Below are 25728 nucleotides of genomic sequence, written 5' to 3' on the forward strand. Positions count from 1 at the left end.
GAAAATCCCTTTGTCGACCAGGCGCGCGCGGGTGTCAACTCAAGGCTTGAGTACTGCCGGCTTCGCGCTGCCCGCCGCCTTGGTGGCCGCTCCGGATGCTGCGGCGCCTGCGGCAACCTGCGCAGCGCCAGCCCCGATGGCCCGTTGCATCTGCTGTGCCATTTTTTCCTGAACGGCTGTAGCCGCACTCATGCCCTGCTGCATGGTTTGCTCCGTCGATTCCTGCTTCGATTGTGCGCGAGCGACACGTTCGGCATTAAGCTGAGCCCCCAATGTCTGCAGTAACAGTGGCAGTTGATCCAGCGCAGCGGGGGAGAGTGTCTTCCCTGCGGTCGCCCCTATGCCCCCCACATCTCGCACGCCCGCACCGTCGTTGGCCGAAGCGGCGCCCAGGCTCTTGATCAGCGAATCAATCTGCGCCTGTATCTGCGCGAATTGCGCCGCGTTGTCCGGCTGACTGGCGGAGCTCGACAAGCGAGCGATGAGCTGCTGTATCTGCTCGACAGCCTGGGTCTGCTGAGGGTTCGCCCCGTTTTTGATCTGCTGGACGAGGCCGTTGGCCTCATTCATGGCGTCCTGGTACTGCTGCTGGGCGTCACTGACCGCAGTGCTGGTGCGGGCTGGCAGTCCCGCCACCGTTCCCGGACCGGTCTGCGCCCCGCTGGCGGGTGCAGCTGGCGATGCGGAAGCCGCACTCTCGGCGGGCTTGCCGGCGGTCTGCTGTGCTGCCTTGAGCGCCGCCTCCTTCTGCGCCTGAAGTTTCTTCAGTTGCTCGCTCTTCGCATCAGCGGCAGCACTGGCCTGTGCTTTCAAGGCAGCCTCCTTCGCCTGCTGCGCCTGCTGCGCCTGCTGCGCCTGTTCGCGCGCGCCCGCATCGCCCGGCTGCTCCAGCGGGCGACTTTGGGTCAGGTCCGGCGTGCCACTCTGTTTCTGCTTTGCCTGCTCGATGAGCGTATTCAGCTGTGCGGTATCCAGCTTGCCCTTGGCAGGCCCCTCCAACTGCCCAATCAAGTCGTTCATGTGCTGTTCCAGCGCCGCGAGCTTGGCGGGACTAGCGGCCTCAGACTCTCCTGTACCGGTCATTTGCTGCTTCTGCGCGATGAAGGCAGCATTCTCCGCCTCGATCTGCTGCTTGGCCTTCACGAGGTCCTCAATCAATTGCGGCGGGGCTTGCTCAAGCAGCGCATTGATGTCCACCGGCGTCACCCTCGCCGCGTCCGTCCCAGCGCCGGCAACCTGCGCGGGCGCGCTCTGGGCCAGCGACTTGAGCATCGCCGCGTCAGCGGTGGTGGTGCCACCGGGGGCCTGAAGTCGCGCGGCAGCCTGGGGTTGAGCCGAAGCGCCCGAGGCCGGTTTGTCCTTCGGGTCCTGGTTCATCTTCAGGTTGAGCTGACGCTCGTCGCTGTTGTCATGGCTGTCGGCACCGACCTTCACCAGCGTCCCGCTGATCTGCGTGCCCTGGCCGGACTCTATGCTCGCCTGCTGGTCCACCACGGTGCCGCCGGCGACTCGTGTGCTGCCGCCCGACTGGATCAGAGTACCGCTGGACGCCGCGCGGTCGGTAGTCGACTCGCCGGCGCCCAGGCTGCCCTTCTTCTTGCTGCCGGCCGCGTTGGTTTGCAGGCCTCCGGACACCTCCAGGCGCTTACCCTCGCCGGTCTCGGTGCCGCTGGTGGCCCCCAGACGAACGTTGCCGCCCGCAGCGATTTCGGTATCCCCGCCGGTGCTCAGGCGAGCGCCCTCGAAATTGCTGTCGCCGCCGCTGCGGATACTGATTCCGCCATTACCGGCCTGGATGCTGCCGCCGCGTGCCAGATCGCTCCGGTCGTTGGACTCATCGTGGGTGAAGCCACCGCTGACCGAGGAACTGCCCGCCCGCTCCGTGCTGCCGCCGACCTCGACGCTGGTGGAGCTGGACTGGCTCTCGGCGGTGTCGTGGGCCGCCTTGAAGTTGACGTTGCCGCCGGCATCGATGCTTGCGCCGTTGCCGGCCGCCAGTTGGGTGCCCTCCAGGGTGGTATCGCCCCGGGTGCGGATGTTTAGGTTGCCTCCCGCGCTGATACCACCGACCTGCGCCGTGCTGCTGCTTGAGCTGGACTGCGACTGGCTGTGCCCGGCGGTCATCTCGCCGCCGGCCTTGCCCACCACATCCACCTTGAGCTCGGCATTGGTGCTCTGCGAATGGCTCTCGCTGCTGCTGGTGTCACGGGCAGCCTGGTAGTCCAGCGTGCCGGCCTGCAGGTTGACGTCGCCCCCGGCCTGCATCTGCGCACCAATCAGTCGGGTGGTGCCGCTGGAGCTGGAGTTGATGTTGCCGCCGGCCTTGTAGCGAGTCGTCACCGCCTGGGTATCGCGCTGTTCGGCGCTTTCGCTGCCACCGTCATAGCTGGCGCGTATACCCACCCCTGCGCTGGCACCCGCACCGGCTTGAGTTTCGCCCTTGTGATTGGCACCGGCGGCGGCTTCTGCTCCGGCGCTCGCACCGACACCAACCCGCGCCTCGTGGTGGCTGCCGTCGTTGCTACTGTACTGGCTGTCGCTCACCGCCACATCACGGACTTCCCGCGCCGATTGGTGGATGTCACCGCCGGCCTCCAGCTGGGTTCCCTGGTCGGTAAGGGTGCCCGTGGCGGTGCGGGTGAGCGTGCCGCCGGCCTTGAAGCTGGAGGTCACCTGCCTCACCGAACCGCTGGTTTCGCTGCTGTCTTCGCGCTGGTAACGCAGCCCGGCGCTGCCGTTGGCTTCACCGCCAACGCTGGCTTCGGCCTTGGCGCCGGCGCCGGTGCTACCCACCTTGCCATGGGCGCCAGCGGAGGCCTGGGCGCTGGCATCACCACCAAAGTAGACGCCAGCCGTTTGCGAGGAATGGTCGCTGGAATGTTCGTCGATGTCCTGTGCAGCGCGGTTGTCGATGTTCTTCGCAGCGATGTTGATATCGCCGCCGGACGCCACATTCGCCCCGACGAAGGTGGCGTTGCCCTGGCTGCTCAGGTTCAGGTCGCCGCCGGCCTTGAGCGTCGAGCCGCTGTTGCGCAGGGAATAATCCGAACTGCTGTCGTGCTCGGTACGCACACCGATGGTTGCCGTACCCTCGGCGCTGGCCGACGCTGCGGCCTGTGCGCCGGTCTTGGCGCCAGCGGGTACGCCGGCCTGGGCTTCGGCGCTGGCCTGGGCGCCCGCCTGCGCGCTGCCGTCGCTGAAGATGCCGGTTGACTCGCGGGAGGTGCTGGTGTTGCTCCAGGTTTCGTTACGGCCAGCAAGCACTTCGGTGTTTCCGGCATTCAGGGTCATGTCGCCACCGGACTGCACCGTCGAGCCTTGCACCTTGAGCGTACCGTCGGTGTTGGCACGCAGGTCGCCGCCTACCTGCAGCGTCGAACCGACGCTGGTCCGCGAGCCGGAGTTGCTGGTGGTGGTGGTGCGCTCGGAGAACTTCAGGTCGCCGTTGCCGGAGGCCTGCGCGTCGGCCGTCGCCTCGGCACCAGCCGACGCCTTGCGACCTTCGGCTCCAGCGTGAGCGCCGCTGCCTGAGCTGGACGAAGCGTTGCCGGCGCCGCCAACCTTGAGGAAGGTCGTAGTCTCGGTCGTCTTGCTGTGGCGCTCCTCGTCCAACCCATCGAGTACATTGATGCCCTTGCTGGCATCGATGTCGGCATCACCTGCGACCTTCATCGACGAACCCTGCAGGGCCATGCTGCCCTTGGAGTCCACGCTGGCATTGCCGCCGACGGTGATGCCGGAGCCGGCGTTGGTGCCTTTGAAGTCGTCAGTGGTAATAGTTTCGCTGCCCGCGAGCCCACCGCCGACACCCAGTCCGGATACGTGACTGCTGGTCTGGGTGGAACGCGTATCCTGGCGTGCCTCGAGGCTGAAGTCACCGCCGGTCTTCACGGCCAGATCACCGCCCGCGCCGACCGTCGAGCCGGCAATGGTGGTATCCCCGCCGCTGCTGATCGCCAGGTTGCCGCCGCTGCTCAGCGTAGAGCCGATGTGTTGATCGCCGGTAGTGGTCTGCGATCCCCAGGCGTTGCCGCCGCTGTGCTCCGGCGCGACGTAGCCAGTGGTGGTGGTCGTATGGCTGACGATGGTGTCGAAGGTGACATTCTCGCCGGCGGTGAGTGTCGCATTGCCCTGGGCGGCCACGTTGCCGCCGATAACGGTGAGGTCCTTGCCGGCATTCATCGCCAGGTCGCCGGTCGACTCGATGCTTGCCGTGTTGCCGATGCTCGTCGATGCGGTATGGCTATCGCCATTCTGCTCGGCCAGAGTCTGATTGCGAATGCTGCCCTGACTGGACGCCAGGCTTACGTCGCCGCCGCGCAGGGTGCCGCTGGTGTTGCTGATATCGCCGCTGGTATTCACCGTCAGGCGGTTGCTACCAGCAATGGTGCCGCCGGTGTTGTTCAGACCGGAGCCACCGATAGTGATGTCATTGGCGGCAATCACGGCCCCCGTGGCGACCGACGCGATGGTGTTCGCGGCAAGATAGACACGCGGCGCCAGCACCTTCTGGCCACCCACCTGGACTTCCTCCATCCAGACGATGTCCTGGGTCAGCGAAGCGGCCTGCTCGGTTGTCAACGGTTTGCCGAATTCCAGACCCAGCGCCCCGCTCTGGGCATAGGCCTGATCCATCATCTGCTTCATCTGCTCAGCTTCGTTGGCGTAGCCGTGGATCACGTTGCTGCCGATCTGCTGGATCAGCTGCTGGCGGATCAGGTAGGCCTCGTAGTCGGCATCGCCCAGGCGTTTCTGCAGGGTGTCGGTGTCGTATCCGTAAAGTCGCGCCAGGTAATCCGAGCCCAGGTAAGCGGAGCCAACGGCGAATAGCGGGTTGGTTTCGATCAGGAAGCCCGCGCCTGGCTCGCGGCTGATCACAAAGTAGCCGTTGGGATTGCTGGGCAGGCGCAGGTCCAGGGAGGCGAAGGACAACGGGCCTCCGGCGACGATACCCACGCGCCCGGCTGCATCGATGGCGCCCAGCGAACTGACACCGCTGGCAACTGTACTGCCCTCCCCCGCGCTGCTGCGAGTCTTGACGGAACCAGAGATCAGACCGCTCTGGGCAGCCCAGGTAGGGTCGCCAGCATAGGGAGAACCGGCGTTGTTCAATGTGCCCGAGGTGAAGCGAAAATCGCTTGCAAAGATCCCGGCACCGAAGCCACCCAGGTTGGTCGGAGTTCCTTTGCGCACGGCCCCGGCGATGGATGCCTGCTGGGCCCAGCGTTCCAGCTCCGCAGGGAAGCTGCCACCGGACATCTCCTCGCTGCGAGCCCACCCCCAACCGGGGTTCCAATCCCACATGTCGTTGTCATCGTCATCCGGGTCACCGTCCCAGCCATCGCGATTGGGGTTGATCCTGGCCCAGGTGACGAAGTGGTCATCCGCCGACGACTTCTCATCGTCAACCCGAATCCAGCGACGGGTGTAGTCGAATGAATAGAGGGTCAAGTCCTCGTTGGTGAACGTCCCCGTGCCGCCAATCGAGACGTTGCTTGCCGAGAGCACAGCGATCTTGTTGAGGCCGGAACCACCGTAGTTGACGCTCAGCCGGGATCCGGAACCGGTGGCAATGATGCCCGCCTTGGGCAATGCCCGAAGCGCGCTCTCGGTGATGCCCACCAGATACTCACGCCGGGTGAAGTCTTCTTCGTAGACCCAGGCGTTTATCCCCTTGTCGAGACTGCCCTCGTTGGCAATCTGCCAGGAGTTGCGGTTACGAATCTCCTCTGCGCCACCCAGCGCCTTGCTGATGGATTGCCCGCTGGCCAGCGTGGTTTCGTTCGTGAAGCTACGGAGGGTATTGATGGTGATGTTGCCCAGCGCCACCACCGAGCTGTTGTTGACGAAGTCGTAGCTGTTGCTGGTCATCCCGCCACTACTGTCGATAGTCGCGCCGACGCGGTTGTATACACCGTTCTCGGTGGCGTTCAACCACAACCACTGTCTGGCATACAGCGCCCCGTAGTTGTCGATCGCGCCGCTGGAAGCTCTCACGTCAAGCTCGCCCAGGGACGACAGCCCACCCGTGTTGTAGTTGTTGATAGTGCCGGCGTTCAGATTGAGGTTGGCGTTGGCGTGAATGACACCGTAGTTGTTCAGCAGGGTGCCTATCGTGAACTGGCTGTCGCCGGTGGAGCCGCCGGCGACGATGGCCGCGTTGTAGTTGCTCACCGCTCCGTTGGTCAACCAGTCCAGCTGCGCGGCAATCGTACCCGCCGTGCTGACCTTGCCCTGGTTGTCCAACGAGCGGCCGTACAGGTTCAGCGCATTGCCGGCCAGCAATACGCCGGAAAGGCTGTTGTTCAGCGCGGCAAACCGTGCGGCGTTGTCGCCGATGCGCAGGCTGCCGGTCGCCTGGATACGCCCGGTGTTGGTGAGGTTGGCCGTCGTGGTGGTATCGAGGCTGAGGTTACGGTCCCCCAACAACTTGCCGGTATTGCTCACATCGCCCTGAGTGCTCAGCGCCAAGTCGCCTGCACTGTGCACCTGCCCGCTGTTGCTCAGCAGCCCCCTGCTGAGCAATGACGTGGCGCCTGCGCCTTCGATGTTGCCGCTGTTGTTCAGCGCACCGCCCTGCAACAGCAGGCTGCCCGAGGCGTACTGGGCCCACAGCGTACCGCTGTTCTTCAGCGCGTCGCTGCTGGTGATGCTCAGGCTGCCGGCCGATTGCAGTTGGCCCTGGTTGTCGAAGCTGCCCAGGTTGAAGTTGTCCTGGCTGCCCGCCACGGTGGACGCCAGCAGCTTGCCCGCTGCCGCATTGAGCAGGCTGCCCACCGTGATTTGCGTACCGGTCCCCGCCTGGATCGCGCCACGGTTCTCCAGCGTTGAGCCCGCGAGCACGAGACGCCCGCCGGTCAGCACCTGGCCGTTGTTGACCAGGGCAACGCGGCGATTCAGCTCGCCCAGCGCCAGCCCCGTGCGTCCTTGCAGCAGCCCCAGGTTGCCCAGGCTGAAATCGCCCAGGGCCGAGGTCACGCTCAGCGCGCCATCCGCGATGACCTGGGCGCCGGCGCCGTTGCTCAATGCACCCCCCACGTCCAGGCGCAGGTCGGCGGCGCTTTGCAGCGTGCCATTGTTGACGAAGCTGTCGGCCGCAGCCGAGCGAGCGGTAGCTCGCAAGTCACCGCCTCCATCCAGCACACCGCTGTTGTCGATTCGCTGTGCGCTCACGTCCAGCGCGCCATTGCTACCACCATGCGCGCTATCGAGCGCCAGCAGTTTGCCGCGGTTGCCGAGCACCCCATCGGCGTCGATGCGCAACACGCCGGCCGACTGCACAGTCCCCTGGTTGGCCAGCGCGCCACTCAGGCGAATCTGCGTGTCCTTGCCAGCCACCGTTGAGCCGAGGATCTGCCCACGATTGTCCAGGCTTCGCGCGTTGATCTGGCTGCCGTGCGTCGCCTGCAGCGTGCCGGCATTGGTCAGTACGCCGGCCTGGATCGCCAGGGTATCGCCCAGCAGTTGGCCGCTCGCCTGGTTGTCCAGCTTCAACTCGCGCCCGGCAGCACCCAACCGCAGCGCACCCGCCGCCTGCACGGTGCCGCTGTTGCTCAAACCGGCGCCCTGTACATCGAGATCGCCGCCGCTGAGCAGTTGCCCGGCGTTCTCCAACTGCCCGGCCGCTTCCAGGCTCAGGCCACTCTGCGCCTTCACCTGGCCGGCGCTGCGCAGGCTGCCGGTTTCCGATGCCAATTGTGCACGGGTCCCGGCGCTCAGTGTCGCCGTGCCCAGGTTCACATCACCGCGGCCGCGCAGATCAAGACCGCTGCCGGCATACAGGCTCGCGCCGCTGGCCCCCACCTGCAGGCTGCCGAAACGCAGGGTCGATGCGCCGCCAGCCCCCCAGGCGGAACCGTCCACCGCCGCATTGCCGCTGATACTCAGGCGCAGGTTACGGGCGGCGAAGCGACTCTGGCCCGCGGAGCTGTCCAGCAGGCTGGCAGCGCTCACGCCAAGGTCGCGCTCGGCGGTCAGCTTGCCAGCGTTCAGGCTGACACCACCGACGCCCGCATCGAGTCCGATATCGCCCTTGGCGCTGAGTTCGGCGTTGCTGCCATTGAGTTGCAGAGCGCCGCCATCGACCTGGCTGCCGGTGTACTTCACCGCCAGGTTCTGCACGGCGCCAACCCGCCCGTTCAGCTCGATCCGCCCGGAAGCGCTCAGGGTGAAGTCACTGGAGCTGGCCGCCTCGCCGCGCATGCGCACGCCAACGCCATCTTCGGTCGCGAGCAGGCGGATGCGGTTGGCGTACATGCCGCCCAGCGCCGTGGAGTCGATGGCGTAGGCCGGCTTGTCGCCGTCCGCCGCCAGGGCGTTGACGGAGCGATCGGCATAGTTGAAGCGGTTGCTGCCGGCGACGATGCCGACATCCTTGCCGTTCACCTGGCCATCGATCAGCACGTTGCGCGCCACCAGGTCGAGCACGTCCTGGCGCTGGCTATCCAGGCCCTTGCCGGTGACCAGGATATCGCCACGGTTGACCTGGAAGCCGCTCACCGAACCGTCCGCGCCCAGCACCGGCTGGCCAGTGGTGAGAGTCGCGCGGTCACTGTTGATGAAACCACAGCCGGCGCAGGTGATGCCGTATGGGTTGGCAATGATCACGTCGGCCTTGCCGCCGAGCACTTCGGCGTAGCCTTGCAGGCTCGAACGATTATTCGCCACCACCTCGTTGAGGATGACCCGCGCCTGATCGTTCAGGTTGAGGTTCGGCATCACCTGGCCTGCCAGCTGCGACTGCAGGGCTCCCGTGCCCGTCTTCGCCGAGTTGTTGTTGAGCACCTGGCCGCTGGGGTCGATGTTGTACTGGATGTAGCGGTTGTGCGAGACACCGGCGGCATTGCCGGCGGCGATGTCGATGACCTGCACGCCGTTGCCGGCGCGGTAGGCCTGGGTATTGCCATCGGCGGTCTGCACCCCGCCGGCCAGCGCCGACTGCGCGTAGAGCGCGGCGGACAGGCTGCCCAGCACGAACACTCCGATCTTCCCGCCCGCCCCTGTGCTCCCCGCACCGGTAGCGCCGCGCTTGCCCTGGGAACAGGCGTGTTCCGAGGCGACGACGAAGGCATTGCGGCACACACTCCAGATCACTCGATAGACGTGGTTCATGACGGCTGTTCCCTCAGAAACTCAGGCTGGCGCTGAAGTAGGTGGAATCGCTGGGGCGCTCGAGAAAGTCCGGCTTCTCGAGAGGCCAGGCATGGAAGACGTCGAGGTTGAACACCCCCAGGGTGGTGCTGACGCCCAGCGCCGCGCCGGTCAGCTTGCCTTGCGGCAGGCCGGGCTCGCGGTTCCACACCTTGCCGTGGTCCAGTGCGACATACGGCCGGATCTGCCCGGCCAGGCCCTGACGCAGGGCGAAGATGCGGTGCAGGTTGAGTTGGTTGCGCAGGAACCAGCCGTTGTCGCCCGACAGGCTCTGCTCCTCGAAGCCACGCACGCTGTAGAGGCTGCCGACGAGCATCTGCTCGGAGCCGTAGAGCACGTCCTGCGCCTTCTGCCCGGCGAACTGCGAGGTGAAGCTCCACGACTGACCGAGCATCAGGAACGGCCGGTACCAGTTGGCGCCGTACTTGAACGCGGTGTACTGCGCGCGCGGCGCGTAGTCCGGCAGGCCGGACGGGTCATCCAGCGCATCGAACAGTTTCAGGCCACGGGAAACCCCAGCGTTTACGGTGAACGAGCCGCCGAGCAACTGGGTGGTGAAGGACGAATCCAGGTCCAGCACGGTCAGCTTGCGACTGCTGACGTCCAGGTAGATGTCTTCCAGGTAGTTCTTGAAGTCCTTGCGGGTCAGCGTCGCCGACAGGTTCCACAGTGATTGCCGGCCACGCCAGGCCACGTAGTCGGTCCGCAGCGAGTAGAAACTGGAATCGCCGCTGGTGCGCAACCGAGTGCCGCCGGCCGTACGGATGTGGCTGGCGTAATGGGTGTCGGAGGCATTGAAACTGACCGTGGCGTAGCCGAAAGGCACCACGTAGCTCAGGTTGCTCAGGTACGACGCGCGGCTGCCAGCGTCATAGGGCACGGCACGCCGATGGGTGAGGCTGAGGAAGTCGTTGAAGCCCAGCGGGTTGTCCAATGCCAGGTTGGCGCCGGCCTGGTTCTGCCCGGTGGAATCCTGGCCATAGTTGTCGTAGGTGAGGTTCAGTCGTGCCGGTCGCATGGGATGGTTGCTGAACAGCACCACACTGTCACCCGGCGCACTGCCCGGCGCGATGTCCATCACCGCGTCGTTGGAAGGCAGACGGTTGATCTGGTCCAGCGCCTGTTCGAGATCGCGCAGGTTCAGCGGCTTGCCGACCACCCCGGGCGCGACGTTGGGCACTGAGATGGAGCCGGCGCCGCCGTCCTCCACGCGGATCGTCTCGACCCGGCCCTCCTCCACGTCCACCGTCAGCGTACCGCCGGAAAGATCCTGCGCCGGCAGGTAAGCCCGCGCCGCCACATAGCCCTTGGCGATATACGCCGCGGTAATGGCCGACAGCACCTGCTCGATCTCCCGCACGCCCAGACACTTGCCTTGGTAGGGCTGCACCAGCAGGTCGACGCTAGAGGGGCGGATCAGCTTCGCACCGCGTACCTCGATAGAGCGGATATCCCGGCAGGGGCCTTCGGGCAGCTCCCGCGCCTTGCCGGCCGGAACCTGCAGGTGCGTGGGTGGCTCTGCGGAACTGCGGTCCTGTTGCTGTTGCTGCTGCAGGCGTTCGATCGAGTCGCGTTGCAGGCGGTCGGCCTGGCGCACCGCGTTCTCGATTACCGCACCCGGTCCGGCGGCATTGCCAGCGCCGGGCCACAATGCGGCGAACAGCAGAAGGGAACAGCGGCCGATCGTGCGCAGCGCGCTACCGATCATGGATGCACATCCTGGCAGGGACATCGTCGAACCTCTCCTCGGTTTGGGAACGCCCACCGCAAGACGCCGAGCAGACAGATGCCCGGTACGACGGGGGGCTGGGGGACGAGGAGAAGGCTGCCGTGGCAACGGCGCTCAGGAGATCGAAAGGGAGACAGCCACGACGGCTGCCATCAGCGGGCACGACGACTCGACCATGCCCTGGGTCTCTCCATGATCCTTCGAACTGCGTCCTTTGGGTGGGATCAGCTTAGGGAGGGCGGTGGCGGCGGCACATACGGCAAGTGTCGTATTTTTGAGACACCTTTGATGCGGGAGCACCGGTCTTTCCGATGCCGGTGAATACCGGAATAATCCCGTCCGACAGAACAACAACGAGCCAGACAGGAGTGGACCATGGGCAAGAGCATCAGCATCGCCGCGCGTGACGGCAGCGGCAGCTTCAGCGGTTATCTCGCGGTACCGGCCAGCGGGCGTGGCCCCGGCGTGGTGATCGGCCAGGAGATCTTCGGCGTCAACGCCAACATGCGCAGCATCGCCGACAGCTACGCCGAGGAAGGCTACGTCGCCCTGGTACCCGACCTGTTCTGGCGCCTGCAGCCCAACCTCGAGCTGGGCTACAGCGAGGCCGAGTTCGGCCAGGCCATCGACCTGTTCCAACGCTTCGACGTGGACAAGGGCGTGGACGACATCGCGGCCGCCATGGACGCCCTGCGCGCACTGCCGGAAGTCGAAGATCGCGGCATCGGCTACGTCGGCTTCTGCCTGGGCGGCAAGCTCGCCTACCTCACCGCCGCGCGCACCGACGCGGCCTGCTCGGTGGGCTACTACGGCATGGGCATCGAGCACCTGCTGGACGAGGCGCAGAATATCCGGGGTCGCCTCGTGCTGCACTTCGCCGAGCAGGACGTGTATTGCGACGCCAACGCCCGCGCAGCCATCGGCGAGGTGCTGGGCAAACTGCCGAAGGCGGAGATCTACAGCTACCCCGGCGTCGACCACGCCTTCGCCCGCCCCAACGGCATGCACTTCGACAAGCCCGCCGCGCTGATGGCCCACGAGCGCAGCATCGGCGCGCTCAAGCGCGAGATCGGCCCGGACTTCGACCTGTCGAAACTCTGGGAAGACCACATCCACCACGAATTCGCGGCCCGCGACGTGCCCGCGACCATGGCAACCATGGTCGCCCAGCCTTACGTCAACCATATCCCCACCATGACTGGCGGCGTCGGCCAGGACGAACTGGCGCGCTTCTACCGCAACCACTTCGTCCACGGCAATCCGCCGGACATGAAACTGGTGCCGATCTCCCGCACCGTCGGCGCGCTGCAGGTGGTGGACGAATTCGTCATGTGCTTCACCCACTCCACCGAGATCGACTGGATGCTTCCCGGCGTGCCGCCCACCGGCAAGTACGTGGAGATCCCCATGCTCGGCGTGATCCGCTTCCGCGGCGACAAGCTGTGCCACGAACACATCTACTGGGACCAGGCCAGCGTGCTGGTGCAGATCGGCCTGCTCGACCCTGCCGGCCTGCCGGTGGCCGGCGTGGAGACGGCGAAGAAGCTGCTCGACGAGAGCCTGGTTTCCAACACCCTGATGAACAAGTGGAAGGACAGCGACGGTCGCTGATCCTCCGCTCGCACAAGGAGCCACTGATGTACCCCATAGGGAAATGGATCTGCGCCGCGCTGCTGGTACTTGCCGGTAGCGTTGGCGCAGCGGAGCGCACCGCACAGCCCTGCGACGACGCCACCCTGCAGACCCTGGCCGGGCTGCTCGGCCAGCAGGGCTGGCAGGCACCGGAGTCCGCTGCGGCAACGCCGGTGGTCGCTGCCGCCTGCAAGGCCTGGCCGGATGATCCGAAGCTCGAGGTGGTCGCAGTCGCCTACAGCACGGCGGACGACAAGACCGAGCCCGGCGAGCGCAACCTGAACCTGCTGGTCGGCCAGTTCGACACGGCCAGCGGCAAGCTGGTGACGCGCGTCGACGACAGCATCGGCGAGGACGCCATGGTGGAGATCGACAGCTCCAGCCTGTGGCTCGACACCGCCCGCTATCGCCTGGCGCCGGATGTGCGCGGTTTCGGCCTGGTCATTGGCAGCGTGGCGCGCGGCGCGAGCTGCCCGGACGCCTGGTCCTACGACGACTTCAGCCTCTACGCGCCGCAGGGCGCCAAGCTCAAGGAAGTCTTCCGCACCTACCTGCGGCAGTGGACGACGTTGGAGGGCCAGACTTGCAGTGATCAGCGCACGGTCATCGAACGCTCGCAACTCACCCTGTCGATGGGCCAGGAAGTCCATCACGGCTATGCCGACCTGATCGTCACCTCGAAGGTGCAGCGCGAATCGGCGGGTGAGAATGTCGGCGCCTCAAGAGTTGTGCGCAAGACCGTCAGCTTCGACGGCGAGCGCTATCCGTTCGAGGAATTTTCCACCTTCTGGCAGAGCCAGCCGGCACTGTAGGAGCAAGCGCGCTCCTACAAATACCAAGGCCGCCCGAAGGCGGCCTTGGTATTTCTTGTCGTACCGATCAGTGTCCGGTGTTATCACCACGGCGGCTGGTCTCGAAGAGGAACCAGGTGCGCTGCTCGGTCTCGTCGATCCAGTTCTCGATCAGGCTGGCAGTGGCGATGTCGTGGTACTCGTCGCACAGGCCATGGACCTCGCGCATGTAGGAGGTCAGCGATTTGTTGTCCTCCTGCAACTCGGCCAGCATGTCCAGCGGCTGCACGAACTCGGCATCGTTGTCGAGGATGCGCTTGAGGCGCGCGATGTGGCCGATGGAGCGGATGGTGTTGCCGCCGATCTTGCGGTTGCGCTCGGCAATCGCGTCGGTCATCGCGAAGATCTCGGTGGCGTGGTCATCCAGCAGCAGGTGGTAGTCGCGGAAGTGCGGACCGCTCACGTGCCAGTGGAAGTTCTTGGTCTTCAGGTAGAGCGCGAAGACATCCGCCAGCAGGCGATTGAGCGCCGCAGACAGATCGCGGGTGGCGTTCTTGCTCAGGTCAGACGGCGTGGCCAGCGCGGGTGCACGGCGTGGGACGGCCTTGGCAGCAGCCGTCTTCGCAGCAGCGGGTTTGCTGGCAGCGGCCTTGGCGGCCGGCTTGGCAGCGGCCGGTTTTGCGGCAGGTTTGCTGGCCGCTTTCGCAGCCGGCTTCGCGGCGGGTTTGGCCGCTGCGGGTTTCTTCGGAGCCGATGCGGATTTCTTCATCACCAATCACCTCTACGAAAGATCACGATACCTGTGGATGCCGACCCAGGCGGGAGCGGCTGACTTACGCGGTCTTGAGCCTATCTCGCCTGACGTCGATTGCAAGTTGACCGCAGTGCCGCGCTCGCGTTCCTCCTGATGTGGATCAACCCCGCAGCGGCTTTCTGAAGTACACGACACGCTCGGTTTCGATGAAGCCCAGGGCACGATGAAGAGCATGGCTGTCGGTATTGTCGAGCGCCGCATCGGAAGCGAAATCCAGGCAGCCGAGCGCGCCGCCCCAAGCCTGCACCACGCCCACCAGAGCCCGCGCCACGCCTTGCCGGCGGGCGTCTTCGCGGACGTAGATGCCCTCCAGAAACAACACCGGCGAGCCTTCCGTGCCGTTCACGTAATCGCTGCGCACAGAGGCCTCCGCCAGCCCCAGCGCCCTGCCCTTTTCGTCGCGGGCCAGCCAGGCGCCGTGGCGTTGCGGCTGCGCGAGGATGTCCCGCGCCTCCGCAACGAACGCGTCTGCATGATCGCCCGGCCAGAGTTGCAGACGCAGCTCGATCCAGTCGGGCAGATCCCGTTCTTCGCAGCGGTGCACGGAGAGGCCCATCAGGCTTTCTCCGGGTCGAATCGGAACTGCTGGTCGAGCTGGCTGTAGCCCATGCCAACGCCCTTGTGCACCTTGAGCTGCACCGGAATGCGCTCCTTCAGTGCCTCGACGTGGCTGATCACGCCAATCGTCTTGCCCGTGGCGTTGAGGCTGTCGAGGGCATCCAGCGCGACTTCCAGGGTCTCGCCATCGAGGGTGCCGAAACCTTCGTCGAGGAACAGCGAGTCGATGCTGGTCTTGTGGCTGACCAGGTCGGACAGCGCCAGCGCCAGCGCGAGGCTGACCAGGAAGCTCTCGCCCCCGGACAGCGTCTTGCAGTCGCGCGCCGTGTCGCCCTGCCAGGTATCCACCACCTCCAGCTCCAGCTCGCCATCGCTGCGCCGCGCCAGCTGGTAGCGTCCATGCAGGCGCTGCAACTGGCGGTTGGCAAGGTGCACCAGGTGATCGAGGGTCAGGCCCTGGGCGAAGCGCCGGTAACGCGCGCCGTCGGAGGCGCCGATCAGGCTGTTGAGGCGCTGCCAGAGATCGTGCTCTTGCTCCTGCTTGGCGATATCCGCGAACAGGCTCTGCTGGCTGGCGCGACGGTTGTCGTCGCCCTGCAACTGGGCGCGGATTTCGCCCTGGCGCTGACCCAGCTCGCGCAACTGCGCAGCGAGCGCCTGCAATTGCAGGTCGAGTTCCTCCAGCGGCAGTTCGCCGTGGGGTTCTGCCTGCAAGCGCTCGACATCCTGCGCAGCAGCGGCACGCAGGGTGACGGCTTCGGTAATTGCCGTTTCCAGGCGCTGGCGCAGTTGGCTGAGTTCGCTGCGCTGGGCATCGTCCAGCAGCGCGGCAAGATAGGTCGACTCGTCGACAAAGGGGCTCGCCGCCAGCGCCTGCTGCCAGCTCGCCAGGTGTTCGGCGAGACGTGCCTGCTCCTGCTCCTGCCGCTCGCTCAGCGACTGCTCACGGCCTCGCAAGGCATCGGCCTGGCGCTGGGCGGCCGCCAGTTGCTCCTCGGCCTGCACCAGTGCCTGTTGCGGCGCCACGTGAATCACCAGAGGCAGGCGCGCATCGAAGCCGGCGGCCTGCCAGCGCTGCTGCCATTGCGCGGCGAGCTGTTGCGCCGTGCGGGCAGCCTGTTCGGCATCCCGCTCAGCGGCTGCCAGCTCCTGGCTGCGCTGCTGATCCTGCTGCCATTGCTGCCATTCTGCCGAGCGCTCGGCCAGCCAATGCTCGCCGTCTTCCGGCACGCTGTAGCCCAGCTCGCCGAGTGCGGCGGCCAACGCCTGGTCCTGCTGTAACAGCTCCGCGCGCTGGGCCGCGAGCTGCTGCGCGCGCTCTTCCTGGCGCTGGCGTTCATGGGTTTGCTGCTGGTCGAACAGCGCCAGTTGCTGTACGGCCTCGGCGTGATCGCGCTCGGCGCGCTGGCGTTGCTGTTGTGCCTGCTGGAGCTGGTGCCGGTGCTCTTCCAGGGTTTTCAGCTGCTGCAACAATGCCGTCAGCGAAGCCTCGTGGCGCTCGCGTTCTGCGTGGAGCTGCTGGTCGTCGTCCAGCGCTACCCCTTGTTCCGCGCAGAGTTGCTGCCAAGCTTGCTGATACTGCACCAACGCGGCCCGCGCTTCGTCCAGCTGGCGCTGCCCCTGCTGCAATTGCGCCTCCAGCCCGGCCAGCTCGCCACGCAGGGCAATGCCCTCGCTTTCCAGCTCGGCCAATTGCTGGCGCGCCTGCTCCAGCGCCGCCTGTGTCGAGGACACATCCAGCGCCTGGTAGGCCGCTACCGCCGGGTGTTCCTGAGAACCGCACAGTGGGCACGCCTCGCCGGGCTGCAACTGCGCACGCAAATGCTCCAGCTGGTGGATGCGCTGCTCCTGCTGCAGGAGCTTTTCCTTGTCGGCAACCTGCTGCTTGGTCGTCTGATAACGCTCGCGCAACGCGACGATAACGCTGTCGCGCTCGGCTTTGCGCTGGTGCAGCGCATCCAGCTCCGGCTGGCAGCGCGCCAGTTGCGCGGCGGCCTCGGCGCGGGCCCGGGCCAGTTGCTCCAGGCGGTCCAGCCCACGGCTGTGCAATTGCCCGTGCTGCAGCCGCTCACGCAGCTCACCGTCGGTAGCTCCACCCAGCAACGCCGAGAGCTGCTGCTGATGCTGGCCTTCCTGTGCGCCTGCCGACTCGACCTGCTGTTGCATGAAAGCGACGTTGCCTTGCAGGGTCTGCCGTTGTGTCGTCGCGCTCTGCAATGCCTGGTCGGCCGTCTGCGCCTGCCGCTGCACGTCGGCGATGGCCTGGGCCAGGCGCGAACGCTGGGCGAACTGTGCCCGCCAGCCGCCGAGCAGCTCACCCAGCTTCGCTCGCTGCGGGTACTGCGCCAGGCGCGCCTGCAGCTCCTGGCGCTGCTCGCCAAGGGCCTTGCGCTCGCCCTCGCATGCATCCTGCGATTGCTGAGCATATTGGTTCGCCGCCCACAGCGCCTGGGCGATCTCTTCTCGCCGGAGCGTCTGCTGAGCGAGATTGTCCTCCAGCGCCGTGCGGCCCTGTTCGACATTCTCCCGGGTGCTTCGCCAGGCCTGGTGCAAGGGCTGCAGACGAGCAGCGGGCTCGCTGTCCGCCAAGCGCTGCAGATCGGGTCGTGCCTGCTCCAGCGCCTCGCGGGCAGCGGATTCCTTCGCGCCGGCCTGCTCGACCTGCTGCTGAGCACGGCTGAGGTCTTCGCACCAGCGACGCTGCGCCTGGAGGGCCGACTGCTGCGCCTGCAAAGCCGCTTCCTGCACCGCAGCATCGCGCCCTTGCTGCTCCAGCTCGCCGCGCTGCTCGGCGCTGAGCAGTTCAACGCCGTCGGCGCGGGCGCGCAGTTGGTCCAGCGCGCCGCGAACTTCACGGGTGCGCTCGAAGACGCGCTGGGAAATCAGGCCGTAGATCTCCGTGCCGGTGAGCTCCTCCAGCAGTTCCGCGCGCTGGTTGGCGTTGGCCTCGAGGAAGGCGGCGAACCCGCCCTGGGCCAGTAGCATGGATTTGGTGAAACGCTCGAAATCAAGGCCGGTGAGGGTCTCGGTCTGCTTGAGCTTGTCGTTGATCTTGTCGGTGAGGATCTGCCCTTCGCCGGAGGCGCGGTCGATACGCACCAGCTCCACCTTTGGCGCCTGCAACGCGCCTTCGGCCTTGTCGCGGGCGCGACGCTGGCTCCAGAAGGCGCGATAGGGCTGCCCCTTCACCTCGAACTCGACTTCGGCGAGACAGTCGGCAGTATGCCGGGTCATCAGCTCATTGCCGCTCTGCGACAGCACGCTCATGCGTGGCGTACGGTGGTACAGCGCCAGGCAGATGGCATCGAGCAAGGTGGTCTTGCCCGCTCCGGTCGGCCCGGTGATGGCGAACAGGCCGTTGCCGGCGAAAGGTTCGGCAGTGAAATCGATCTTCCATTCGCCCTTCAGCGAATTGAGGTTCTTCAGGCGCAGGCTGAGGATTCTCACGAGCGTTCCTCCTGCAGGTCGGCGACGACCTGTCGGTATAGTCCGGTCAGTCGTTCGCGCAGCGCTGCGTCCAGTTCCTCGGCGTCCAGCCGCTGGCGAAACACATCCTCGGGGCTCAGCTCGTCGAGGGTTTCCTTCGCTTCGCTGAACAGCGCCGCCTGCGCGGTGCCGCGCTCGCGGCGGGTGCGCAGGACGATCACCGGCAGTTCTTCGCAAAGCTTCTCGACGCGTAGCTGGATATCAGTCAGGTAGTCATCGGTGTGCACCATGACTTCCAGCCAGACGGGTTGCTCCGCACTGCTTTCGCGGGCGACGCGGGCCAGTTCGGCGGGCAGTTCGGCGAGGCTGCCGGACACCGATTTCAGCGGCTGGAAGCGCGGCACCGGCAGCGCGGTGACGCTGCGCAGGCCACTGTCATCCAGGTCCACCAGCAGCACTTCCTTGCCCTGGGTCGCCTCGTCGAAGCTCAGCGCAATGGGCGAGCCGCAGTAGCGGATGTGTTCCAGGCCGCCGACCTTCTGCGGCCGGTGGATGTGGCCCAGGGCGATGTAGTCCGCCGCCGGGAAGGCGCTGGTGGGAAAGGCTTCCAGGGTCCCGACGTAGATTTCCCGCACCGACTCGCTGGCGCTCGCGCCCACGGTGGTGAGATGGCCGGTGGCGATGATCGGCAGGTGCCGGCCGAGGGCCTCGCGCTGCGCCTCGGCGCGCTCGAACAGCTCGCGGTAGTGCGCCTGGATCGCCTGCTGCAGCGCCAGTTGCTTGTCCTGCGCACTCTGTCCGGCCTGGCTGGTGAGCACGTCGCGTGGGCGAATGAAGGGGATCGCGCAGAGAATCGCGCCGGGCTGGCCGTCACGTTGCGGCAGCACCAGCAACTGGCGCTCGAGGTCGGTGCCGACCGCGGCGATCACCTGCGTATCGAGGCAGGCGAGCAGGTCGCGGGACTCTTCCAGCATCGCCACCGAGTCGTGGTTTCCACCCAATACCACCAGGCGAGCGCCGGTATCCCGCAGCTCGACGATGAAGCGGTTGTACTGTTCGCGGGCATAACTGGGCGGCGCGCCGGTGTCGAAAATGTCCCCGGCGATGATCACCGCATCCACGGCCTGCTCGCGCACCTGTTCGATCAGCCAGGCGCAGAACGCCTGGTGCTCGGCCTCGCGGCTCTTGCCCATGAAATGCTGGCCCAGGTGCCAGTCGGAGGTGTGGAGAATGCGCATGCCGTGAAGTCCGCAGCCGTATTTCGAAGCTGGGGATGATAGCGGTTCAAGCTCCATCAAGGGCGTATTCGCCGGCCGCCGCCGCACAGGCTGGCTATCTTTTCAGGACAGCACGTCGTCACAAGGACTTCCCATGCAACGCCTTCTGAACATGCTCAAGGACCTCGCCATCCTGGTCCGCGCCAACCTCTGGCTGGTGCCGGTGCTGGCTGCACTGGTCGCCGCCGTCTTCTACTTCGTCGCCCCGCCGCCGCCGATGAGCGCGACCCTGGCCACCGGTGCGCCGGGCGGCGGTTACGCGGTATTCGGCCAGCGACTGAAGGAGGAGCTGGCCAAGCAGGGCTTCGATCTGCAACTGGTACGCACCGCCGGCTCGCGGGAAAACCTGGGCAAGCTGCTGGACGGCAAGAGCGGTGTGGACCTGGCACTGGTGCAGAGCGGCCAGGAGCAGCAGCTTGAACCCAAGCAGCGCGAGCACCTGCAAACCCTCGGCGCGATGTTCCAGGAGCCGCTGTGGCTGTTCCAGCGCCGCGAGGCGAAGATCGATCGCCTGGCCGACCTGCTCGCTCTGCGCGTCGCCATCGGCGGCGAAGGCAGCGGCACCGAAGCGGTGACCCAGGCCATCCTCAAGGCCAATGAGATTCCCACCGCGCCCCTGCCGGCAGGCTGGCAGGCGCGCGGCGGCAATGCGGTGGCCAACGAACTGTTGGCCGGCCAGCTGGACGCGGCCTTCTTCGTCGGCCCGGCGGAGAACCCGCTGGTGCAGCGCCTGGCGGCCAGCCCCGAGCTCACGCTCACCGGCTTTCGCCGTGCCCACGCGTACGAGGCGCGGATTCCCTTTCTCAAGCGCGTCGATGTCAGCGAGGGCCTGCTGAACCTCGCGCAGAACGTGCCCGACCAGGACCTCGCTACGCTTTCACCGGTTGCCACCCTGGTGGTCAATGGCGACTTCCACCCGGCGCTCACCCCGCTGATCCTGGAGGCCGCGCGAGCCGTGATGAAGAGCGGCACCCTGCTCGACCCGGCCGGCGCCTTCCCCAGCGCCGAGCCGCGCACCCTGGCCCTGCAGGAAGATGCCGAGCGCTACTACAAGAGTGGCCCGCCGCTGCTGCAGCGCTTCCTGCCATTCCGCATCGCCTCGCTGGCGGATCGCTACATCATCCTGCTGATCCCCTTCATCGCCATCCTCATTCCGCTGCTCAAGTCCATCGGCCCGCTGTACCGCTGGCGCATCCGCGCGCGCATCTACCGCTGGTACCGCTACCTGCGCGAAATCGACCGGCGCCTGGACGAACGTACCGGCAGCGCCGAGCTGAGCACCGAAATCGAGCGCCTGGAACAGCTGGAAGCCGAGCTGGCCAAGGTCGAGGTGCCGCTGTCCTACTACAACGAGCTGTACGAACTGCACCTGCACCTGAACTACGTGATTCGCCGCCTGCGCCAGCTGCGCCGCAATCGGCGCGAGCGCGACGAGGGGCTGGCACCGGCGGCGGACTGATCGGCGTCGCGCATCCCGGCGCCTTGTCGGGTAAACTCTGGCGTTTTCCAATCCGCCCGCCCCGCCGCCGCTTCGATGCGCGCGGCGCCGCCGGCACTGAACATCCGGGTCCGCCATGCCGATTCGCCACGCCATCGTCCACCTGATCGACAAGAAGCCCGACGGCAACCCCGCGACGCTGCATGCGCGCGATGCCGAGCTGGGCGACTCCCAGGCCATCGAGAACCTGATGGCCGACCTCAACGAGAGCTACAACGCCAAGCCGAACAAGGCCTGGGGCCTGTTCCAGGGCGAGTCCGGCGCCTACCCGTTCAGTGGTTGGCTGGGCGAGTACCTGGACAACGGCAAGGACTTCGTCGCCTTCTCCAAGCAGGCGGTGGAACACCTGAAGACGCTGATGGAAGAGTCCAACCTCTCCACCGGCGGCCACGTGCTGTTCTGCCATTACCAGCAGGGCATGACCGATTACCTGTCCATCGCCCTGCTGCACCACAGCGAAGGCGTGGCGGTCACCGAGGCGCTGGAAGTCACCCCGTCGCGCCATCTGGACCTGGGCCAGTTGCACATGGCTGCGCGGATCAATATCTCCGAATGGCGCAACAACAAGACGTCCAAGCAGTACATCTCGTTCATCAAGGGCAAGGGCGGCAAGAAGGTCTCGGACTACTTCCGCGACTTCATCGGCTGCACCGAGGGCGTCGACGGGCCGAGCGAGACCCGCACCCTGCTCAAGGCCTTCAGCGACTTCGTGGAAAGCGAAGACCTGCCCGAAGAGCAGGCCCGCGAGAAGACCGACGTGCTGGTGGACTACGCCACCAGCCAGGCGAAGATCGGCGAGCCGATGGCCCTCGACGCGCTCTCCGAGCTGATGGACGACCAGGCACCGCGCGCCTTCTACGACTACATCCGCAACAAGGATTACGGCCTGTCGCCGGAAATTCCGGCGGACAAGCGCACCCTCAACCAGTTCCGCCGCTTCACCGGTCGCGCCGAAGGGCTGTCGATCAGCTTCGAAGCGCATCTGCTGGGCAGCAAGGTGGAGTACGACGAGGAGCGCGACATGCTGATCATCCGCGGTCTGCCGACGCAGTTGCAGGACCAGCTCAAGCGCCGCAAGGACTGACGATTTTTCACCCATGAGAAAGCCCATCTCGCGATGGGCTTTTTTGTGCGTGGCGATTGGGCGCAGGGCGGTTCGCGAGCAAGCTCGCTCCTCTAAAAAAGCCCACCGGGCATTCCGGCGAACTGCAGGAGCGAGGGGGGCGCCCAGTTCTTGCTCATGAGCCTGCAGGACAGAGGACTCAAGCGAGCGCGGCACGGACTTCCGACAAAACGCCCCGCAGCCCGCGCGGTGCGGCTGCTAGAGTCAAATCAGGCGCCTCTCGCTCGCGGTGGCCGCCATGCCCGCCTTGCACGCCTTCACTGTCGTAGCGTCCCCGCTCTCCGGGCATCCCCGGATGCACTGCTCGTACCTCGCGTTGCTGTTGCTGCTCTGCGTCAACCTCCTTTTCGCTGCCCCGACGCCGCAGCCGCTCACACCCAACGTCGCGCGCTTCGTGCTGGCCAACGCCGAATTCAGCGTGATGCACGAGATGGGGCACATGCTGATCGCCGAGTACGACCTTCCGGTGCTCGGACGCGAGGAGGACGCGGCGGACCAGCTCGGCTTCATCCTGCTGTTCCGCCTCTACGCGAAGCTGCCGCGCGACGAGGTGGACGCGCGCCTGCTGGACATCGCCGATTACTGGCGCCTGGAATGGCAGACACCCAAGCCGCCGCCGGACCAGGTGCTGGCCTGGGACAGCCATCCGCTGGACGAACAGCGCTACTACAACATCGCCTGCCTGCTCTACGGCAGCGACATGGCGCGCCTGGACTGGCTGCCGCCCCTGACCGGGCTGCCCTACGAACGTGCCGTCTACTGCGACCAGGAGTTCCTGCAGGCCAGCAAGGCGTTCGAGTGGATTCGCCACGCGCGGCGGCACCCGTCGATCCAGCACCGCGCGGCGCTGCGTCTGAACTACGACACGCCGGCGGTGGACCGCGATAGCACGCTGCCGCTGATCGCCCTGCTACGTGACGGCGATCATCTGCAACGCATGGTGGACGAGGTGTTCCGGCTGTTCCGCCCGCCGCGTCCGCTGACGATCCAGCTGGTCAGCTGCGGCGCGCCGGATGCCTGGTACAACAGCAACAGCGGGGAAATGGCGCTCTGCTACGAGCGCCTGCAGCACTTCCGCGAAATGGCCGAGAACCTGCCACGCCTGCGCACCCCGGTGACGCGGCAGTGCCCCGGCCCGGCCGGGCTCAGGCCGGGCGGATGCTGAAGCCGACGCGAGGGAAGTGCACATGCACCGTACCGGCGCGCGGGTCCTCGCGGCGCAGGATCAGGCTTTCCAGCCCGGCGTGCACCAACTCGCCTTCCACCGGATCGCAGCCGTAGTCGGTGGCGGCGATCACCACGCGCTGGCCGGGTGTGAAGCCGTTGGGATCGACGAAGTCCTCCTGGGGCAGTGCAACTGGCTGGCTGTCGCGCGCCACGGCGATGGCTTCTTCGCTGCTCATTTCACTCGGCGCACCATGGCCAAAGCCCAGCACACGAGCGAGCCAGGCACTGACCGCCGGATAGGCGTCCACCAGCGGTGAGGTGACCGGCGTGGCCTTGACGAACCACAGGCAGTGGGCGAGGGACAGATCGGCTACCGAAGGTTCGCCGAACAGGAAATCGCCGTCTTCGCGGGCCAGTTGCTCCTCGACCCGCGCCATGAAGGTCGGCCACTGGTGCTTGGCTTGCTCGGCCGACAGTTTGCTGGCCGTGCCGCCACTGAACAGCTGGCTGCGATCGGCGACGAAGGCCTTGAGGAACTCCGGCGGCAGCTTGCCGAAGCGCATGGCAATGGATTCGGGCTGGAACACCAGGCTGACCGCATGCTGGAACACCACCGAGTCGACCCACAGCGAGAAGCTTGCAACGGTGAATTCGTGGCCTTCCGGGAACAGGGCGGGCACGGCCTTTTCCTGGTCCAGGCGGCGGGCGATCAGCGCAGTGTCGCAGTAGATATCGGCGCCGACCTGCAACACGGGCGTCTTGCGGTAGCCGCCGGTGAGCGGCATCAGGTCCGGCTTGGGCATCAGCGGCGGGATGGTTACCGAGCGCCAGGGCAGCTGCTTGAAGCCCAGCATCAGGCGCGCCTTTTCGGCGAACGGCGAAGTCGGGTAGTGGTGCAGGATCAGCTCGGACATGGTGGGCTCCAGCGGCCGGAAAGTGGTCCGGCAGCTTAACCCGTGCTTCGCGCGAGTCCTACCTCATCCCTCGGATGGGACGACATCCACGGCGTTGATGACGAACGGATTGGCCAGTACCAGGCGCTCCTTGGCTTTCTTGGTCAGCGCCTTGATCGCGCGCTCACGGCGCAGGGCGTCCCCCTTGCCGGGGCAGGCCTCGACGTAGACCAGCGCCTGGGCCGGGCTGGAGTGGAAAAAGCGCGCGCCCTTGCCGGTGCGATGGGTTTCGAATCGGCGCTGGGCGTCGTCGCTGATGCCACAGTAAAGCGCGCCATTCTCGGCGCGCACCAGGTAGACGAACCAGGGTTTGGGTTCGGCCGCGGTCACGACGCCCAGACCCGCGCCTGCATGCGGTCGCAGTAGCCGACCAGGCGTTCATAGCTGCGCGCCATGTCGTTGAGCGGCGTTTCCAGGGTGCTAAGGATCAGGTTGGCCAGCACCCCGTAGGTGGCGGCATCGGCGCTGCAGGGCTGGGCGCCGCCGAAGTAAGGCAGGTCGCCAAGCATGCCGTCGAGGGCTTCGAGGTCGTCGCGGGCGAAGCCCAGCAGCTCGTCGCGGCTATGGCGCAGCAGGCCGCGCCCCTTCAGGTCGCCGCGGATCTTGCGCTGCAGCATTGTGCCCACTACCGGCCGCAGCGGCGCGGGAATGCCGCGCAGCATCACATCCTTCACCTGACGGAAGCCCTGTTCGTCGAGCCAGCGGAAGTACACCAGCAGCGGTACCAGGTGCTCGTCGCACAGACGGGTGATCGATACCGCCCAACCGCGGCCACGGGCGTCGAGCCCCGCGTCCAGGTCGAATTCGTAGTACTGCTGCAGCGTACGCATGATGATCGCCGTATCGGCGATGGCCTTGCCGTCCAGCGTTATGAACGGCAGCTTGCCCTTGGGCCCCTTGCGCGGGTCCATCACGGGCTTGACCTGATACTCCAGCCCGGCAAGGCGCAGGAAGGTCTCCAGCTTCAGACAGAAGGGGCTGACGTTGGGTACGTTGAAGGCGGGCGGGAACTGGAAAAGAGTGATCATGGCGGTGTCCGGTTCTCAGTCGCCTGTCATTTAAGCCTATCCCGCCGCCAGGGGCGAGCCCGAAAGCCCTCTATCCGGCCTTCGCTGCTCGTTGTGCGCGGTAGGCCGAGAGGCCTTTGGCGGCTTGCGCGCGGATCGCCGCCTGTACCGGCGGCGCCCAGCCCAGCAAGACTCCCTTGGCGCCGAGGGCCTGGCGCGACCACTTCCACAGATCGAAGCTGTCCACATGCTGACAGATCAATCCGTCGCGAAAGTGGAAATGTGCCCGGATGTGATTAGTCACTTTCCGACCGGTCTGGGTGAAGGTGTAGGACGCCACCCAGCGAGCCGACCCCCGCTGCCCATCCGCCTCTACGCCTTCATAGGTCAGCGAGAAGTCCTGGGCGCGAGCGGTGAGCATGCGCCACATGTCCCCGGCCTCGGCGCCGTGCAAATCGGTGAAGACCGGGTCGCTGAATTGCACATCGGCGCTGTAGCAGGCGGCCATGGCCTCGCCGTCGCGGCGCTGGAAGGCCTGGTAGAAACGTTCGATCAGCTTGGCATTGGGATGGGCCATGGTGTGCTCGTGTCGGTGGGCGATGG

15 protein-coding genes are annotated in these 25728 nt (G+C 66.2%); 5 read left to right on the forward strand and 10 right to left on the reverse strand.

The genetic code is table 11. From position 1 onward, the window contains the following. Positions 1–39: 39 nt before the first annotated feature. The gene (locus LDJ84_RS23920) at positions 40–9111 is read right to left on the reverse strand and encodes a hemagglutinin repeat-containing protein (RefSeq protein WP_226045515.1); all 9072 of its coding nucleotides are present in this window, start codon (positions 9109–9111) and stop codon (positions 40–42) included. Between the two features lie 13 nt (positions 9112–9124). Beyond that, positions 9125–10882 carry a ShlB/FhaC/HecB family hemolysin secretion/activation protein gene (locus LDJ84_RS23925; protein ID WP_226045516.1) on the reverse strand — a complete coding sequence of 586 codons (1758 nt, stop codon included), beginning with the start codon at positions 10880–10882 and terminating at the stop codon, positions 9125–9127. 372 nt (positions 10883–11254) lie between these two features. Between LDJ84_RS23925 and LDJ84_RS23930 the strand changes: the two genes are divergently transcribed. Beyond that, positions 11255–12490, forward strand: a complete 1236-nt coding sequence (locus tag LDJ84_RS23930) for a dienelactone hydrolase family protein (protein WP_024762871.1) — start codon at positions 11255–11257, stop codon at positions 12488–12490. Positions 12491–12516: 26 nt separating this feature from the next. Further along, positions 12517–13323 carry a hypothetical protein gene (locus LDJ84_RS23935; protein WP_226045517.1) on the forward strand — a complete coding sequence of 269 codons (807 nt, stop codon included), beginning with the start codon at positions 12517–12519 and terminating at the stop codon, positions 13321–13323. Positions 13324–13390: 67 nt separating this feature from the next. Here the strand turns inward: LDJ84_RS23935 and LDJ84_RS23940 are convergent, their stop codons facing one another. The 4 genes from LDJ84_RS23940 to sbcD all read right to left on the reverse strand — a co-directional run bounded on the left by LDJ84_RS23940 (position 13391) and on the right by sbcD (position 19338). After that, a complete protein-coding gene (locus LDJ84_RS23940) occupies positions 13391–14071 on the reverse strand; it encodes a Dps family protein (protein ID WP_226045518.1) in 681 nt (226 codons plus the stop codon). A 145-nt stretch (positions 14072–14216) separates the two neighbouring features. Further along, positions 14217–14672 carry an aminoglycoside 6'-N-acetyltransferase gene (aac(6'), locus tag LDJ84_RS23945; protein WP_084359459.1) on the reverse strand — a complete coding sequence of 152 codons (456 nt, stop codon included), beginning with the start codon at positions 14670–14672 and terminating at the stop codon, positions 14217–14219. Further along, complete coding sequence (locus tag LDJ84_RS23950; RefSeq protein WP_226045519.1) at positions 14672–18121, reverse strand: AAA family ATPase; 3450 nt, start codon at positions 18119–18121, stop codon at positions 14672–14674. Before LDJ84_RS23950 ends, aac(6') begins: the two co-directional genes overlap by 1 nt. Beyond that, positions 18118–19338 carry an exonuclease subunit SbcD gene (gene sbcD, locus LDJ84_RS23955; RefSeq protein WP_226045520.1) on the reverse strand — a complete coding sequence of 407 codons (1221 nt, stop codon included), beginning with the start codon at positions 19336–19338 and terminating at the stop codon, positions 18118–18120. The genes LDJ84_RS23950 and sbcD overlap by 4 nt, the downstream gene beginning before the upstream one ends. A gap of 133 nt (positions 19339–19471) precedes the next feature. On the opposite strand from sbcD, the gene LDJ84_RS23960 reads away from it, so the two are divergent. The 3 genes from LDJ84_RS23960 to LDJ84_RS23970 all read left to right on the forward strand — a co-directional run bounded on the left by LDJ84_RS23960 (position 19472) and on the right by LDJ84_RS23970 (position 23163). Beyond that, a complete protein-coding gene (locus LDJ84_RS23960; RefSeq protein WP_170860117.1) occupies positions 19472–20836 on the forward strand; it encodes a TAXI family TRAP transporter solute-binding subunit in 1365 nt (454 codons plus the stop codon). 115 nt (positions 20837–20951) lie between these two features. After that, positions 20952–21959, forward strand: a complete 1008-nt coding sequence (gene yejK, locus LDJ84_RS23965) for a nucleoid-associated protein YejK (protein WP_084359451.1) — start codon at positions 20952–20954, stop codon at positions 21957–21959. A gap of 277 nt (positions 21960–22236) precedes the next feature. Continuing rightward, complete coding sequence (locus tag LDJ84_RS23970; protein ID WP_226045521.1) at positions 22237–23163, forward strand: DUF4344 domain-containing metallopeptidase; 927 nt, start codon at positions 22237–22239, stop codon at positions 23161–23163. On the opposite strand, the gene LDJ84_RS23975 is transcribed toward LDJ84_RS23970, so the two are convergent. From LDJ84_RS23975 to LDJ84_RS23990, 4 genes are all read right to left on the reverse strand, one after another. Then, positions 23144–24079, reverse strand: a complete 936-nt coding sequence (locus LDJ84_RS23975) for a glutathione S-transferase family protein (RefSeq protein ID WP_024762864.1) — start codon at positions 24077–24079, stop codon at positions 23144–23146. The genes LDJ84_RS23970 and LDJ84_RS23975 overlap by 20 nt on opposite strands. Before the next feature lie 63 nt (positions 24080–24142). Then, complete coding sequence (locus LDJ84_RS23980; RefSeq protein WP_024762863.1) at positions 24143–24448, reverse strand: GIY-YIG nuclease family protein; 306 nt, start codon at positions 24446–24448, stop codon at positions 24143–24145. Then, entirely contained in the window at positions 24445–25146 is a 702-nt protein-coding gene (locus LDJ84_RS23985) for a glutathione S-transferase C-terminal domain-containing protein (RefSeq protein ID WP_024762862.1), read from the reverse strand. Before LDJ84_RS23985 ends, LDJ84_RS23980 begins: the two co-directional genes overlap by 4 nt. Before the next feature lie 70 nt (positions 25147–25216). Then, positions 25217–25702, reverse strand: a complete 486-nt coding sequence (locus LDJ84_RS23990) for a nuclear transport factor 2 family protein (protein ID WP_226045522.1) — start codon at positions 25700–25702, stop codon at positions 25217–25219. Between the last annotated feature and the right edge of the window lie 26 nt (positions 25703–25728).

It is taken from the genome of Pseudomonas sp. HS-18 (assembly GCF_020401845.1).
GTDB lineage: Bacteria > Pseudomonadota > Gammaproteobacteria > Pseudomonadales > Pseudomonadaceae > Pseudomonas > Pseudomonas nitroreducens.